13 protein-coding genes are annotated in these 14,407 nt (G+C 61.9%); 4 read left to right on the top strand and 9 right to left on the bottom strand.

Features of this window, described 5'->3' with window-relative positions:
* Positions 1-97: 97 nt before the first annotated feature.
* Complete coding sequence (locus BB934_RS25200) at positions 98-952, bottom strand: LuxR C-terminal-related transcriptional regulator (RefSeq protein ID WP_237050372.1); 855 nt, start codon at positions 950-952, stop codon at positions 98-100.
* Positions 953-1,122: 170 nt separating this feature from the next.
* On the opposite strand from BB934_RS25200, the gene BB934_RS25195 reads away from it, so the two are divergent.
* Positions 1,123-1,467 (top strand): hypothetical protein, encoded by a 345-nt coding sequence (locus BB934_RS25195; RefSeq protein WP_157934305.1) that lies wholly within the window; start codon positions 1,123-1,125, stop codon positions 1,465-1,467.
* 174 nt (positions 1,468-1,641) lie between these two features.
* On the opposite strand, the gene BB934_RS25190 is transcribed toward BB934_RS25195, so the two are convergent.
* The gene (locus BB934_RS25190; RefSeq protein ID WP_099512133.1) at positions 1,642-2,619 is read right to left on the bottom strand and encodes an aldo/keto reductase; all 978 of its coding nucleotides are present in this window, start codon (positions 2,617-2,619) and stop codon (positions 1,642-1,644) included.
* A 495-nt stretch (positions 2,620-3,114) separates the two neighbouring features.
* Here BB934_RS25190 and BB934_RS25185 point away from each other — a divergent pair, with 495 nt between their 5' ends.
* The 3 genes from BB934_RS25185 to BB934_RS25175 all read left to right on the top strand — a co-directional run bounded on the left by BB934_RS25185 (position 3,115) and on the right by BB934_RS25175 (position 6,721).
* Positions 3,115-4,659, top strand: a complete 1,545-nt coding sequence (locus BB934_RS25185; protein ID WP_099512132.1) for a sugar ABC transporter ATP-binding protein — start codon at positions 3,115-3,117, stop codon at positions 4,657-4,659.
* Between the two features lie 32 nt (positions 4,660-4,691).
* Positions 4,692-5,660, top strand: a complete 969-nt coding sequence (locus BB934_RS25180; protein ID WP_099513206.1) for an ABC transporter permease — start codon at positions 4,692-4,694, stop codon at positions 5,658-5,660.
* Between the two features lie 119 nt (positions 5,661-5,779).
* Positions 5,780-6,721: an ABC transporter substrate-binding protein gene (locus BB934_RS25175; RefSeq protein ID WP_099512131.1), complete on the top strand. Its 942-nt coding sequence runs from the start codon at positions 5,780-5,782 to the stop codon at positions 6,719-6,721.
* Positions 6,722-6,811: 90 nt separating this feature from the next.
* Here BB934_RS25175 and BB934_RS25170 read toward each other — a convergent pair whose 3' ends face one another.
* The 7 genes from BB934_RS25170 to BB934_RS25140 all read right to left on the bottom strand — a co-directional run bounded on the left by BB934_RS25170 (position 6,812) and on the right by BB934_RS25140 (position 14,399).
* Positions 6,812-7,006, bottom strand: coding sequence for an AbrB family transcriptional regulator (locus tag BB934_RS25170; protein WP_099512130.1), 195 nt, complete (start codon positions 7,004-7,006; stop codon positions 6,812-6,814).
* Positions 7,007-7,192: 186 nt separating this feature from the next.
* Complete coding sequence (locus BB934_RS25165) at positions 7,193-8,305, bottom strand: ABC transporter permease (RefSeq protein ID WP_099512129.1); 1,113 nt, start codon at positions 8,303-8,305, stop codon at positions 7,193-7,195.
* Between the two features lies 1 nt (position 8,306).
* Entirely contained in the window at positions 8,307-9,431 is a 1,125-nt protein-coding gene (locus BB934_RS25160) for an ABC transporter permease (RefSeq protein ID WP_099512128.1), read from the bottom strand.
* The gene (locus BB934_RS25155) at positions 9,428-11,197 is read right to left on the bottom strand and encodes an ATP-binding cassette domain-containing protein (protein WP_099512127.1); all 1,770 of its coding nucleotides are present in this window, start codon (positions 11,195-11,197) and stop codon (positions 9,428-9,430) included. The genes BB934_RS25160 and BB934_RS25155 overlap by 4 nt, the downstream gene beginning before the upstream one ends.
* 54 nt (positions 11,198-11,251) lie before the next feature.
* Positions 11,252-12,253, bottom strand: coding sequence for a secretion protein HlyD (gene hlyD, locus BB934_RS25150; RefSeq protein WP_237050094.1), 1,002 nt, complete (start codon positions 12,251-12,253; stop codon positions 11,252-11,254).
* Positions 12,254-12,270: 17 nt separating this feature from the next.
* A complete protein-coding gene (locus BB934_RS25145; RefSeq protein ID WP_099512125.1) occupies positions 12,271-12,960 on the bottom strand; it encodes a CerR family C-terminal domain-containing protein in 690 nt (229 codons plus the stop codon).
* 284 nt (positions 12,961-13,244) lie between these two features.
* On the bottom strand, positions 13,245-14,399 hold the full coding sequence (locus tag BB934_RS25140) for a mandelate racemase/muconate lactonizing enzyme family protein (RefSeq protein ID WP_099512124.1): 1,155 nt from the start codon (positions 14,397-14,399) through the stop codon (positions 13,245-13,247).
* Positions 14,400-14,407 lie beyond the last annotated feature (8 nt).

Here is a 14,407-nt window from a genome sequence, read left to right as displayed (position 1 = left end):
AACTCGTGAATGCGTATCGCCCCGAAACGACGCAGGGAGCGCCAATCCTGTCGGCACTCCCTGTTGCGCTCGATTCCGAGCGATCTTTCGATCCGCCTCAGTTTTTCCTCAAAGGCTGGTCGCCGTTGCGAAGGTTCTCGTTGGCCCACATGGCAGCCTGCGTCCGGTTGGCGGCACCGATCTTGCGAAGAATGGACTTCACGTGAACCTTGATGGTCGCCTCCGTGATCTCAAGCTTCCTCGCGATCACCTTGTTGGCATCGCCGCCCATGAGCGACTGAAGGATGACGGTCTCTCTTCTCGAGAGCTTGCCGACCCTCGGGTCCTGAGCGTTCTGCTCCGAGGAGAGCTGGCTCGCGCTGGACAAGGCCGGCGCTTGACGAAGAAGAGACTGAATCACGCTGCCGGGCAGGATCCTTTCACCGAGCATCGTAAGCTCGAGGATGTTGATCAGAACCTCACGGGCCGCCGTTGCGAGGCAAAAGCTGTCAACTCCGGCCGACACCGCAAGCTGGATCGCCTCGAGATCAAAGCTGTTGGCAAGTGCGACGATCCGAGCCGTAGGGTGCAGCCGCTTGGCCTGCTGGACGAAATCGAGCATCTGCTGAGACGAGGTGCCATCGACGATATACAATCCGGGCGCCGAGGCGTAATCGACGAACCCCGCTTTCGCCTCGATCACTGCGAAGCACGTTCCCGACAGCAGATGCGTCAGCCCGGCGCGAAGCAGCGCGTTTCCGCAAAGCAACATAGTTTCGAAAGACTGACTCGAGTTGTCAGGAGAAGCCGTTTCCTGTCTATTGGAATTAGCGGCTTCACCAAGTTCTTGATTCAACATTCCCCACCCCTGAAAGTGCCCTGCACATCTGCAGCACGTGGGTTCTATGAAGCGGAAGAAAGCGATTTTGATCAAGAGGTAGACACCTTGGTCTAACCCCAAAGGGGTACGCATTAACACGTAAGAACTCTGAATCTTAAATCCAATTTTAACAAATGCAGTTTCATGGCCGCCTTCCGGGTTCGCCCTGCACATTCCCAGTCCGCAGATCAAACGAGATTCCCTGAAAATGGCAACGTGTACCCCCAGCGGATTACCGACTCGGCGAGGGGTCTTTAGCCCAGATGCATATCACCGGCCGATTGCGGCGCAGCCAAGCAACGCTGTATAATTTTCGCAATGAATCGAGAGATGTACATAAATCCATGTCACTCAAGCAGCTAATTCCGACATCAATCCTTCCGCACGAAGAGCCTTCGGCTCGGTCTCTGTCGGACGACGACCTCAAGATACTTTGGATTGCACGCACTCTGACGAATATTGACGCTCAATGTTGTGAGGACATCCTCAACATCGAGCAAAGCGAACTCGAAATCGAGCAGAAGAAATACATTCGCGACCAGCTGATGCGCAAATATCAAGAGCGCCGCGCGCCCTATCAGGCGCTGCTGGAGAGCCTCGGAAGGTAGCACTCCCTTCGAGAAATCACCAACAAAAGAGGCCCCCGAAGGGACCTCAGTTTCTCAGAGGGAGCAACCAATGCTGTCGGCCACGCCCCAATGTCCACCCACCGGGCAGGCGGGTCAATTCACGTATCATTACAATTCGTAAGCGAAATGCGGAGGATCGCTCGATGATATAACCTATCCCGCGTTGTATCGGCGTGTTGCCTCGGGGTCATCGGTCGAGAACGGAAGAGAGGCAAGTTCCTGCCAAACCTCCTGGGGAATGGGCCACTTCGCCCATTCGAGCGTCTGCGCAACACGCTCAGGCTTGCTGACGCCGCAGACGGTCGAGGTAATCCGCTCGTCCCGCATCGAGAATTGCAGTGCAACGGCGCCAGGCGGCACCTCGTAACGAGCGCAGATGGACTCGATGCGCCGGACGGGATCCAGCACCTCGTCGGAAGCCTCCTGATACACATATCGCGGATAGGCCTCGGACCCCTTCGCCAGGACGCCTCCGGCGTAAGGCGCTGCGTTCAGAACGGCGATCCCTTTTTTATGGGCGAAGTCGATCATGGCCTCCGCGTTGCGGTTCACGAGAGTGAATCGGTTATGCGTGATCAGCGCGTCGAAGTCCCAATCGCGCAGAAGCGGCGTCATGATCTCGACAGGACCAGCGGCAAGCCCGACAGCGGTGACGAGGCCCTCTTCCTTCATCTTGAACAATTCAGGCAGGGCGCCCCCCACTCCCGTCGTCGCGTCCAACGCGTCCGAATGTTCGGGATCGTGCAGGTGGAGAATATCGATCCGCTCCAGTCCGAGAGCCTTGAGGCTTTCTTCCAGGGATCGCCGGGCCTGAGCCGCGTCAAACCGGTTTGTCTCGGGATCGCGATCGAGTTTGGTCGACAGCACGAATCCTTCGGGCAGACCGCCGCGATCGCGGATGACATCGCCGATCCGCTCCTCGCTCCGGCCGAACCCATAGATGCGGGACGTGTCGAGAAAGTTCACAGGACCGGAGAAGATCGCTCTCACGGTTTCCCTGGCTCTCTCCTCGTCGACGCCGTAGCCGTAGGTTCCCGGCATATCGCCGAGCGACGAAGTGCCGAAGCAAACCTTCGACACCAGGAGATCGGTGCGTCCCACCTTAGATTTTCGGATTGGGTCTGCGGACATCGGATCACTCCGTTCATGACCCTCGGGATCTAACGCGCCAGGGCCTCATCGAAAGGAGTTGAAGCCTATTGCGCGCCTGTCGAGCCGGCAATAGCGGTCGATGCCGATATGCGCCATCGCGAGCATGCTCGGCCATGCCTCGACGCCGACAGCAAGCCCCCTGTCCCGCGATTCCGAAACGGCATATTTCCGGTTGCCTCGGCGGGACCTTCGTGAATATCATCCTTAAAAAGCCTTAGTGTTTTCAATCAAGCCCGGCTGCCACCCCGGGACGGAACGCGCGAAAAGCTCAGGATCGTCAAAGGGCGGCGATCGGGAGGAATAGATGCGGGTACAGGACCGGTTCCTGCTCACGGCCGCAGTTCGACGCCTCGGACGCCCGCGTGCTCCCTCATGGCTGCGCGGGAGCAGTTTTCGCCCCCTCGCCTACGTCCTCGTTGGAGTGAGAAGCAGCTCGGCGCCTGCGCTCAAGCAGGACAAGGCAGAACGTCGCCCATGACGCCGCTCGTCACGATCACCGATCTCGACAAGTCTTTTCCCGGTGTGAAGGCGCTGAAAAAAGCGCGCTTCGAACTGTTTTCCGGCGAAGTTCATGCCCTGATGGGCGAGAACGGCGCGGGAAAGTCCACCCTGATGAAGGTCCTCGCCGGCATCTATCGGAAGGATGCGGGAGACATCTCCATTGAGGGCGTAACTGTGGATATCGCGTCCCCTCGGGCCGCACAGGATCTCGGGATCAGCATCATTCATCAGGAGCTCAACCTGATGAACGACCTTACGGCCGCGCAGAACATCTTCATCGGCCGCGAGCCCAAGCGGGCCATGGGCCTTCTGCTCGACGAGGACGCCCTGAACCGGAACGCGGCAGAGATCTTCGAGCGCATGAACCTGAAGCTCGACCCTCGGGCGGAGGTCGGCGGTCTCACCGTCGCCAAACAGCAGATGGTCGAGATCGCCAGAGCTCTCTCCTTCCGGTCCAAGGTCCTGATCATGGACGAGCCCACGGCGGCCCTGAACAATGCGGAGATTGCGGAGCTGTTCGGCATCATCCGCCAGCTCAGAGATGAAGGCGTCGGCATCGTCTATATCTCGCACAAGATGAACGAGCTGAAGGAGATCTCGGACCGTGTCACCGTGATGCGCGATGGCGAGTATGTCGGCACTGTCCCCACCGCGTCGACGAGCGTCGACACGATCATCGGGATGATGGTTGGCCGCAGCCTGACGGAGACGAAGACGGAAATTCCAGACCTGTCGCGTCACGAGGTGGTGCTCGAGGTCCGCAACCTTCGGCGCAGCAACGCCATCCGGGATGTCAGCTTCAAGCTGCGAAGAGGAGAGATCCTCGGCTTCGCCGGTCTGATGGGTGCGGGGCGGACGGAGGTCGCAAGGGCGATTTTCGGCGCGGATCCTTTGGATGGCGGCGAGATCATCGTCAAGGGCGAGCCCGTGGCGATCCGGTCGCCTCAGGATGCCGTGCGGCTCGGCATCGGCTATCTCTCCGAGGACCGGAAGCGCTTCGGCTTGGCGACAGGCATGGACGTGGCGGCTAATATCGTGATGCCGTGCCTGAGCCGCTTTTTGTCCATGAAGGTGTTTTTGCAGGCGCGTGCCATCCGCGAGACGGCGCGCTCCTACATCGCGCGGCTGCGGATCAAGACGCCATCGGATGCTCAGGAGGTCCGCTTCCTGTCGGGCGGCAACCAGCAGAAGATCGTGATCGCGAAATGGCTCGCTCGCGATTGCGAGATCCTGTTCTTCGACGAGCCGACCCGTGGCATCGACGTAGGGGCGAAGAACGAGATCTACAAGCTCCTGAACGCTCTTGCCGCTCAGGGCCGGGCCATCGTGATGATTTCGTCCGAACTGCCGGAGATCCTACGCATGAGCCACCGGATCGCCGTGATGTGCGAGGGCCGTCTGACGGGCGAACTCCAGGCAGAGGAAGCGACTCAGGAGGATATCATGCGGCTGGCAACGCAGCGGCGCAGCCTGACGGCCGATGCGCCAAGTGCGACGATGGAGGGAGCGACCGCGTGACCACGATCGTAGAAAAGGAAACCCGGTCGGTCATGAGGTCCACCGTCCTCAGTCAGGGGACCTGGCAGAAGATCCTGGCATTCGCCAGCCTGATCGCCCTGATGGTCGTCTTCAGCATTGCCTCGGAAAACTTTCTTCAGCCCGACAATCTCATCGGCATCCTGCAAGCGACCGCCGTGAATGGGGTTCTGGCCGTCGCCGCCACATTCGTCATCATCACCGGTGGAATCGACCTGTCGGTCGGCACGCTGATGACCTTCTGTGCGGTCATCACCGGCGTATTCCTGACCTATTGGGGTATGCCGTTGCCCGTCGGCATCGTCGCTGCCATCGCGGCAGGCGCACTCTGCGGCTCCGTCTCGGGCACCCTCATCGCCAAGATGAAAATCCCGCCCTTCATCGCGACCCTGGGCATGATGATGCTGCTGAAGGGGCTGGCCCTGGTGATCTCGGGAACCCGGCCGATCTACTTCAACGATACGCCGAATTTCCCCATGATCTCGCAGGATTCCCTGATCGGGGCAGTGCTTCCGTTCCTGCCGATTCCCAACGGCGTGCTGATCCTGTTCATCGTCGCCATCGTCTCGAGCCTTGTCCTGACGCGCACGGCCTTCGGTCGGTACACCTTCGCTCTCGGCTCCAACGAAGAGGCGGTGCGCCTCTCCGGCGTGAACACCGATTTCTGGAAGATCATGGTCTATACCGTTGCGGGCGGGATCTGCGGCATTGCCGGTCTCATCATCGCCTCGCGCCTGAACTCGGCCCAGCCCGCTCTCGGGCAGGGCTACGAGCTCGACGCGATCGCGGCGGTCGTCATCGGCGGGACCTCCTTAAGCGGTGGACGCGGCACCATTCTCGGAACGATCATCGGCGCCCTGATCATCAGCGTCCTGACCAATGGATTGCGGATTCTCTCGGTCGCCCAGGAATGGCAGACGGTTGTGACCGGCATCATCATCATTCTCGCCGTCTATGCCGACATTCTGCGCCGCAGAACCTGAAAACCGACATCTCCCACGAGCAAGAAGAGAGCAGACCGGACAACGACACGAAACCCAGCATCCGGCGCAGCCAATCGACGTCAAGACCGGATCCGACAACGACAGCCAGGAGGAAAGACATGTTGAGCAAACGTACCCTGATCGGTGCCATCGGCATCGGAGCACTCATCGGTTTCGTAAGCCCCGCCGCGGCGCAGGAGACCTATATCCCATTGATCTCCAAGGGCTTCCAGCACCAGTTCTGGCAGGCCGTGAAGGCCGGCGCCGAGCAGGCCGCCAAGGACTACAACGTGCGCATTACGTTCGAAGGGCCGGACAGCGAGACCATGGTCGACAAGCAGATCGACATGCTCTCGGCGGCTCTGGCCAAGAACCCGAAAGCCCTCGGCTTCGCAGCTCTCGACAGCCAGGCGGCAATCCCGCTCCTGCGCAAAGCGCAATCGGCCAAGATTCCCGTCATCGCCTTCGATTCCGGCGTCGACAGCGACATTCCGGTGACCACCGCTTCGACGAACAACCTTGCGGCCGCGGCGCTTGCCGCCGACAAAATGGCCGAGCTGATCGGCGGAGAGGGCGACGTCGCCCTTGTGGTCCACGATCAGACCAGCCGCACGGGCATCGACCGGCGCGACGGCTTCGTCAACCGCGTCAAGGAGAAGTACCCGAAGATCAATATCGTGAGCATCCAATATGGCTCGGGCGATCACCTGAAATCCACCGAGATCACGAAGTCGATCCTCCAGGCCAATCCGCGCCTCAAGGGCATCTTCGGTGCCAACGAGGGTTCCGCCATCGGCGTGGTCAACGGCGCCAAGGAGCTGAACCGGAAGATCGTCATCGTCGGCTATGATTCCGGCAAGCAGCAGAAGCAGGCGATCCAGGATGGCCTCATGGCCGGCGCCATCACCCAGAACCCGGTCGGCATCGGCTACAAGACGGTCGAGGCCGCCGTGAAGGCGCTCAAGGGCGAGAAGCTCGACAAGGTGATCGACACCGGCTTCTTCTACTATGACAAGTCGAACATCAGCGATCCGAAGATCGCAGCCGTGCTCTACGACTGAGGCACGGCATGCGCGAGAGGTTGCCCCTCTCTGCTGCGCAGCAACCTGAATGGCTCTCCGGCGCCGCGCTTCATGGATGCGTGGCGCCGTTCATTTTCGCCGGTCGAGGAGCGTGAAGACCGGCACCGCCGCTATCATCACGATGGATACCCGAACGATGTGATGGGCGGCCACGAAGGCGACCTCGATGCCGAGCGAGAGTGCGACGAGGCTCATTTCCGCCAGGCCGTCGGGCGAATAGGCGGGAAGCAGCGGCACTTGGCCGTAGGTGGAAACGTGGCTCACCCCGCTCGATGGCGCGGGTCAGCCCTACGGGGCCTGCTCCGATGATCAGAACGTCGTCTGTCATGAATAATCCTCACGGTTTCCGGTCCTGCTCGCTCGATGCGGCAGGATCCCGAACGATGAATGCCGATACGCGGGCTGGACTGGACTCAAACACATATCTGCCGTCGCTTCCGAAAAGCGGCCCTATTCAAGCCGCTTCCGGAACAGCCACGCGGCCGTGCTCAGGGTGCAGGCTGCGATGAGCGCGAGGGGAATCGTCAGCGTGACGACCTGGGAGACCGGAATATCCTTGAGAAACACGCCGCGGACAATCACCAGGAAGTAGCGAAGCGGATTGATGTAGGTCACCGGCTGCAGCCAGCCCGGCATGTTCTCGATTGGCGTCGCGAAACCCGAGAGCAGCATTCCGGGAACGAGAACGAGGAAGGCACCGAGGATCGCCTGCTGCTGCGTCATGGACATGGCGGAGATGAACAGCCCGAGCCCGACGATGGAGGCCATGAAGATGATCGAGCTTCCGTAGAGCAGCAGGAGCGAGCCCCGCAGCGGGATGTCGAAGACCACGATGGCGGCGAGGATATAGAGGCTGATATGCACGAGCCCGATCATCATGGGCGGCAGGAGCTTGCCGATCAGGATCTCATGCGTCCTGAGGGGCGAGACCATCAGCTGATCGAAGGTGCCGAGCTCCCGCTCCCGGGCAATCGACAGGGCGGTGACGATGAGCCCAATCAGAAGGGCGATGCTTCCGATGAGGTTCGGAACCATGAACCATTGATAGATCAGGTTTGGGTTGAACCAGTTGCGCGGCACGACACCGACGACCGACGATTCTGCGCGCTGCCCCGCCGGCGTGTCCGCCGACAGGCCTGCGACGATCTGATTGAGATAACCGCCGACGATCTGCGAGGCATTCGAGCGGCGCCCGTCGAGAATGACCTGCACGTCCGTCGGCTGCCCGGCCTCGATATCGCGCGAGAACGTCGGGGAAATCTGGATGGCGGCGAGGACATTCTGGCGGTCGACCGCCTCATGCAGGGCCTCCGGCGAGCGGGTGAACGACACCTTGCGGAAGGTCGGCGAGCCCTCGATCCGCTGCACGAGCTCGTAGCCCCAGCGGCCGGCGTCCCGATTGAGCACCATGACGTCGACATTGCGCACTTCCAGGGTCGCCGCATAGGAGAACACGACGAGCTGGATCACCGGCGGTACGATCAGGATGATGCGCGCCCTCGGATCGCGCAGCACCGCCAGCAGCTCCTTGAGGATCAGCGCCTTGAGACGTGTCCACCACATGTCAGACGATCCTCTTGCGGATGTTGCGGGCGGCGAGCACGAACAAGATTGCCCCCATCAGCAGCATGACAGCGATGGCCTGACCGAACATCGGCCAGATGTCCCCGGCCAGAAACACCGTCTGAAGGCTCGGGATCAGGTAGCGGGACGGCACGATCATCGTGATCCACTGGATCGCCGTCGGCATCGAGTCGATCTCGAACAGGAAGCCGGAGAGCAGGAAGGCCGGCAGGAAGGCGGACATCAGGGCAAGTTGCGAAGCCAGGAACTGGTTCTTCGTGGCAGCCGAGATCAAAAGCCCCTGCCCCAATGCCGGGATCAGGAAGGTCGCGCACAACGCATAGAGCGCGACGACCGAGCCGCGAAACGGGACGTCGAAGACGAAGACGGCGAGGAGCACACAAAGAGTCATCGAGGCAAGACCGAGCAGGAAATACGGGACGATCTTGCCGATAAGGAGCTCGATCGCGGTGACCGGAGTCGCCATCACCGCCTCCATGGTGCCGCGCTCCCATTCACGGGCGATGACGAGGGATGTCAGGAGGGTTCCCACGAGCGTCATGACGATGGCGATGGAGCCCGGCACGAGAAAGAAACGGCTCGTCAGCTCGGGATTGAACCAGAAGCGCTGTTCGACCGTGATCGGAGGAGCCTTTCCCATGCTTTCCGACCGACGCAGCGCCGCCCAGGTGGCGACCGTGCCCTGCGTATAGTTCTGCACGAAATTGGCGTTGTTGGGCTCCGAGCCGTCGACGATGACCTGGAGAGCGGGGTTCCGATCGGCGGCGAAATCCGCCGCGAAAGTCGCCGGAATGATTACGATGCCGCGAACGCGGCCGAGTACCAGATCTTCTTCGAACTCCCTCCGGTCACGTCCATAGGCCACGTCGAAATAGGCAGACGCCTGGAAGCTCGCAGCGAGATCCTGCGTCACCGGCGTCATATCCTCGATCACGAGGCCGATGCGCGTACGCGTCGTGTCCAGGGAGACCGCATAGCCGAACAGGAACAGCAGGACGACGGGCAGCACGAGGGTAATCAGAATGCTGCTCGGATCCCGGACGATCTGGTAAACCTCCTTGCGGACGAGGGTGCCAAGCCTGCGAATGCGATCGGAGCGGCTCATGCGGCAGCCCCTTCTTCCGATGGCTCCGAGGCCTCCACCAGCGCGATGAAGGCATCCTCCATCGTCGGATCGGGGTTTTCGGGCGTGGCGACCTTCGCCTTGAGCTCGTCGGGCGATCCGAGCGCGATCGAACGACCGCGATAGATGAGCGAGATGCGGTCGCAATATTCCGCCTCGTCCATAAAATGCGTCGTCACGAGCACGGTCACGCCCTTCTCGACAAGACCGTTGATATGCGTCCAGAACTCGCGGCGGGTGATGGGATCGACGCCGGAGGTCGGTTCGTCGAGAAAGAGCACCTGCGGCTCGTGCATGACCGCGCAGGCCAGCGCGAGGCGCTGCTTCAGGCCCAGGGGCAGATCCTTAGCCGACATGTCGACTCGCGCCTTGAAGTCGAAGATGTCCGTCATCAGGGCGATGCGCTCGCGCCTGCGCTGCCCCGACAGCCCATAGACCCCGGCGAAGAAGTCGAGATTCTGGGCAACGCTGAGATCGCCATAGAGCGAGAACTTCTGCGCCATATAGCCGAGCCGGTTGCGGGCTTCGGCACCGTCGCGGCGCAGGTCGAATCCGGCGACGCGCCCCTCGCCCTCCGTCGGCTTCAGCAGCCCGCACAGCATCTTGAACGTCGTCGACTTGCCGGCGCCGTTCGGCCCGAGCAGACCGAAGATCTGGCCGCGCGGAATATCGAAGGTGATCTTGTCGGAGGCAGTGAAATCGCCGAACCGCTTGGTCAGCCCATGCGCCTCGATCACCGCCTTGTTGCCCGTGTCGGGCAGCGGCCGAGCTGCCTCCGCGAGCTTGGATCGTCCTCCGGGTCCGCCCCCCAGCATGTCGACGAAGGCGTCCTCGAAACGTGGCGGCGTCGGCTCGATCTTCGCATCGGCACCGGCATCCTTCGGGATGGCGGCGGCTGCCTCGGCACCTGCCTTCATCACGAGACGGATCGCATCTCCCTGGATGACACCATCGACCACGCCGTCACGATTGAGAACTTGCGCCAGCACCTCCCGCCTCCGACCCTCGGTTCCCGTCAGCCGGAACACACGTCCGTCCACGCGAAAGGTCAGCTCGGCAGGCTTGCCGGAGAAGAGCAGCTTGCCCTGGTTAAGCAGGAGCACGCGGTCGCAAGCCTCGGCCTCGTCGAGATAGGCGGTCGACCACACCACGCCGATGCCGTCCTTCGTCAGATCCTCGACCATCTTCCACAACTCGCGCCGCGAGATCGGATCGACGCCGACGCCCGGCTCGTCGAGCAGCAGCAGTCGCGGTTTCTTGAGCAGCGCGCAGGCAAGCCCGAGTTTCTGCTTCATGCCGCCGGAGAGCTTGCCCGCAAGACGCGTCGTGAAGCGCTTCAGGTCCGTGAAGGTCAGAAGCTCGTCGAAGACGGCAGGCCGATCGGCCTTGGGCAGCCCGCGCAGATCGGCATAGAGATCGAGGTTCTCCTGGATCGAGAGATCCTCGTACAGACCGAAACGCTGCGGCATGTAACCGATGGCAGCCTGGATCTCGGCGGCCTGGCGGATCGTGTCGAAACCGAGCACCGTGAGCGAGCCCTCCTCCGGAACCATGAGCCCGGTCATCAGGCGGATCAGGGTGGTCTTGCCGGCTCCGTCGGGGCCGACCAGGCCGGTGATCTCGCCGCCACGGATAGCGCCGGACACCCTGTCCAGGGCGGGCGCCGCCACTCCGAAGCGCTTGGTCACGTCGGAGAGCTGAATGAAGTCCGGTCTGGCATCGTCGACATGGATAGGCGTGTCAGCCATGGTCCTGCCTCTCTCCGGCTCGGGCAAATTTCACGACATTTGATGCGACAATTCTCAATCGGCCCGGGCCGTTGCGGTATCGTCCAGCAAGCGGATGGTCACCGGCATTCCCTGGCGCAGTCCCGTATCGGGCCGATCTATGATCACGCGCAGCCGGTAGACGAGATCGGTCCTGAGATCCGGCGTCTCGACGGATTTGGGCGTGAACTCGGCGACAGGAGAGATGAAGCCGATCCGGCCCTTGTAGGGTTTGTTGGGAGCCGTGTCCGTCGTCACCTCGACGATCATCCCCGGATGGATGCGGCCCAGATCGGGCTCGGCGACATAGGCCCTTACCCAGACATCGCCCGTCAGCGAAACCGTGTAGACGATATCGCTCGGGGACACGATCGCACCGGGCTCCCGGACACGCGACAGGACGATCCCGTCCGACGGCGCGCGAAGCTCGGCATCCGCAAGAGATGTCCTGCTGGCGGCCAGATTGGCCTCAGCGGCCTGCAGGTTCGCGTGGGCGGCATCGATGTCCTCCCGGCGGGTCCCTTCCTCCAGGAGATTGAGGGCTTCCTGAGCCGACCTGGCCCTGGCACGCGCCATGTCGCGGGCTGCCGTGGCGAGGTCGAGGCTGGCCTGGGAGACGGCGCCGTTCGGCCGCAGGCGCTCGGTGCGCTCATAGGCAAGTTCCGCATTCTGCTGATCAGCGAGGCTCTCTGCGAGGGAGGCCCTGGCCTGGGCGATTTCGGCCTCCCGCGGCCCCGCCTCGAGCTTCTGAAGCGTGGCGCGCAGGCTCTGCACCTGCGCCTCGGCCGCAGCAACTGCGTCCTTGTAGGGCTGCGGATCGAGGCGGGCGATCAGGTCGCCGGCCCTGACGCTGTCGCCCTCGTCAACCTTGGTCTCGAGGATGCGCCCACCGACGCGGAATCCGAGCTGCACCTGACGGATGTCGACATTCCCATAAAGGGTGGTCCCGTCGTGTCGGGCCTCCACCCAACCCAGTTGCGCAGGCACGTTGAACCACCATGCCGCGCCCCCACCAAGCAGCAGGACGGATAGGGCCATGCCGACGATCTTCCTGTTCATTGCCGTTTGCCTTCATGACCGATCGCGGCGACCAGCTCCCGGGCATGCGCCTGAATGGTGGAGAGTTGGGATGGCCCGATCGAAGTCCATCCGAGCTTGGCCATCACGGCGGCATGAGCCATACGAAAGACGAGGACGCTGCCGAGAAGCGACAATGTCCGGAGCCGGATATGCTCGGATGCCGGGTCGTCGCGAAGCATGATGGCGACCAGCCTGCCGACCACATCGAACATCGGGCTCATGACCGCGTCGTAGATGCGGCGGAACGCTTCCGTGGGATACATCTGCTCGCGGATCAGGAAGCGGGCCCAAGGCTCCGACTCCTTGCTGACGAAGAGGGCCGCCACGGTCTCGACGATCTGCGTGAGAAGGGCCCGCGCTTCCGCCTCACCGACCGGGTCGCCGGCCTCGTCAGCCCGGAGAAAGCGCCCCCTCACCTTCTCCCGCATGGGAGATACATGAACGCCGATCTGCTGGGCGATGAATTCGGCGGTCGCGATATAGAGCCCCTCCTTGCTGCCGAAATAGTAAGGGATGGCCTGCTGGTTCACGCCCGCCGCGTCTGTCAGCATCCGGGTCGTCGCGCCGTCAAAGCCGTAGCGACCGAACACATCGATGGAGGCCGTCAGGAGTTTTTCGCGGGTCAGGTCACTGCGAATGACCTTGGCTTGCTGTCTCGGAACCATCGCTCACCTCATTGCATACCTCTCGATAATTCATATGAATGAATAAGTCAATCATATGAATTATTAGCGAAGAAATGAGCTTTCGTTACAGTGAGTTGATAAGGAACCCTTGGAGATCGGCCTTGCCCGGTACGCACCAGCCGAGCCGACGACGTGGTGCCTAGCATCGAAGCGCTGCGGCTTTCATGATCGGCGACCATCCGCCGGCGATCGCCCACGCCGATGTCATGAACGGCGTGGGAGACGCAGAAACCACGATGGGTCGCAGCGTCTCCGCAGGCCGATTACCAGTTGGTCACGGAGCCGTCCCGGCGCTTCAGATGCGGCGCCTCCCAAAACTCGAAACTCTGTCTGGCGATCAGCTCTTCGTTGACCTCGATGCCGAGGCCCGGCGCATCCGGAACCGGATAGTAGGATCCTTCCAGCCGCGGCTGAACCGGGAAGAAATCGGCGTTGTCGAAACCGAGATGCGTCTCCGCGGGGCTCGCGCGGGTCTCGAGCCAAGAGAAATTGGGCACAGCCGCCGAGAAATGAATCGTCGCCGCAGTGCAGACCGGCCCGAGCGGGTTATGCGGCATCATGTCAACGTAGTGGGTTTCGCTCCAGGCCGCGACCTTCATCGACTCCGTCAGGCCGCCGACATTGCAGACATCGAGGCGATTATATTGATGGATGTCGCGTTCGATATAGGGCTGAAACTGCCATTTCGACGCAAACTCCTCGCCGATCGCGAAGGGAATGTCGGTCAGGCGACGCAAAGCCTCGTAGGAACTCGGCGACTCGTCACGGATGGGTTCCTCGAGAAAGTCGAGAGTGCCCGAGGGCATCTTCTGGCAGAAGCTCGCCGCCTCCGCGACGCTGAGACGATGGTGATAATCGATTCCGAGAACGACATCCTCGCCGAGCGCTTCGCGCGCCTTCACGCACCATTTGGCGGTGGTCGCGATATGCTCGCGCGGCTCGTAGATCTCCTTGTGCTCGTGCCCCGAAGGCGAAAGGCGCATGGCGGTCCAGCCATGCTCGACCAGCATCCGCGCCTGCTCGATCATGGCAGGCCCGGGCTCCGCGAAGGTCGTGGCGAAGGTTGGAATGCGATCGCGCTGCTTTCCGCCGAGCAGTTCGTAGACCGGCACGCCGAGGGCCTTGCCCTTGACGTCGTAAAGCGCGATGTCGATGGCGGAAATCGCCGCCTGCAGCACTCGGCCGCCCTCGAAATACTGGCTGCGATACATCTCCTGCCACAGCGCCCCGATCTTGAACGGATCGCGGCCGCGCAGGAACTCGGCATAATGCTCGAGTGCGCCGACAACAGCCCTCTCGCGGCCGGAAAGGCCGCTCTCGCCCCAGCCGAAAATGCCCTCGTCCGTCTCGACCTTCACAAGAAGCTGATTGCGGATGCCGACCTTGACGGCATAGCTCTTGATGGCAGTGATCTTCATCTCGTCCT

Origin of the sequence: Microvirga ossetica, from assembly GCF_002741015.1 — a bacterium.
Taxonomy (GTDB): Bacteria; Pseudomonadota; Alphaproteobacteria; order Rhizobiales; family Beijerinckiaceae; genus Microvirga; species Microvirga ossetica.
This window is presented reverse-complemented; position numbering and strand designations above follow the sequence as displayed.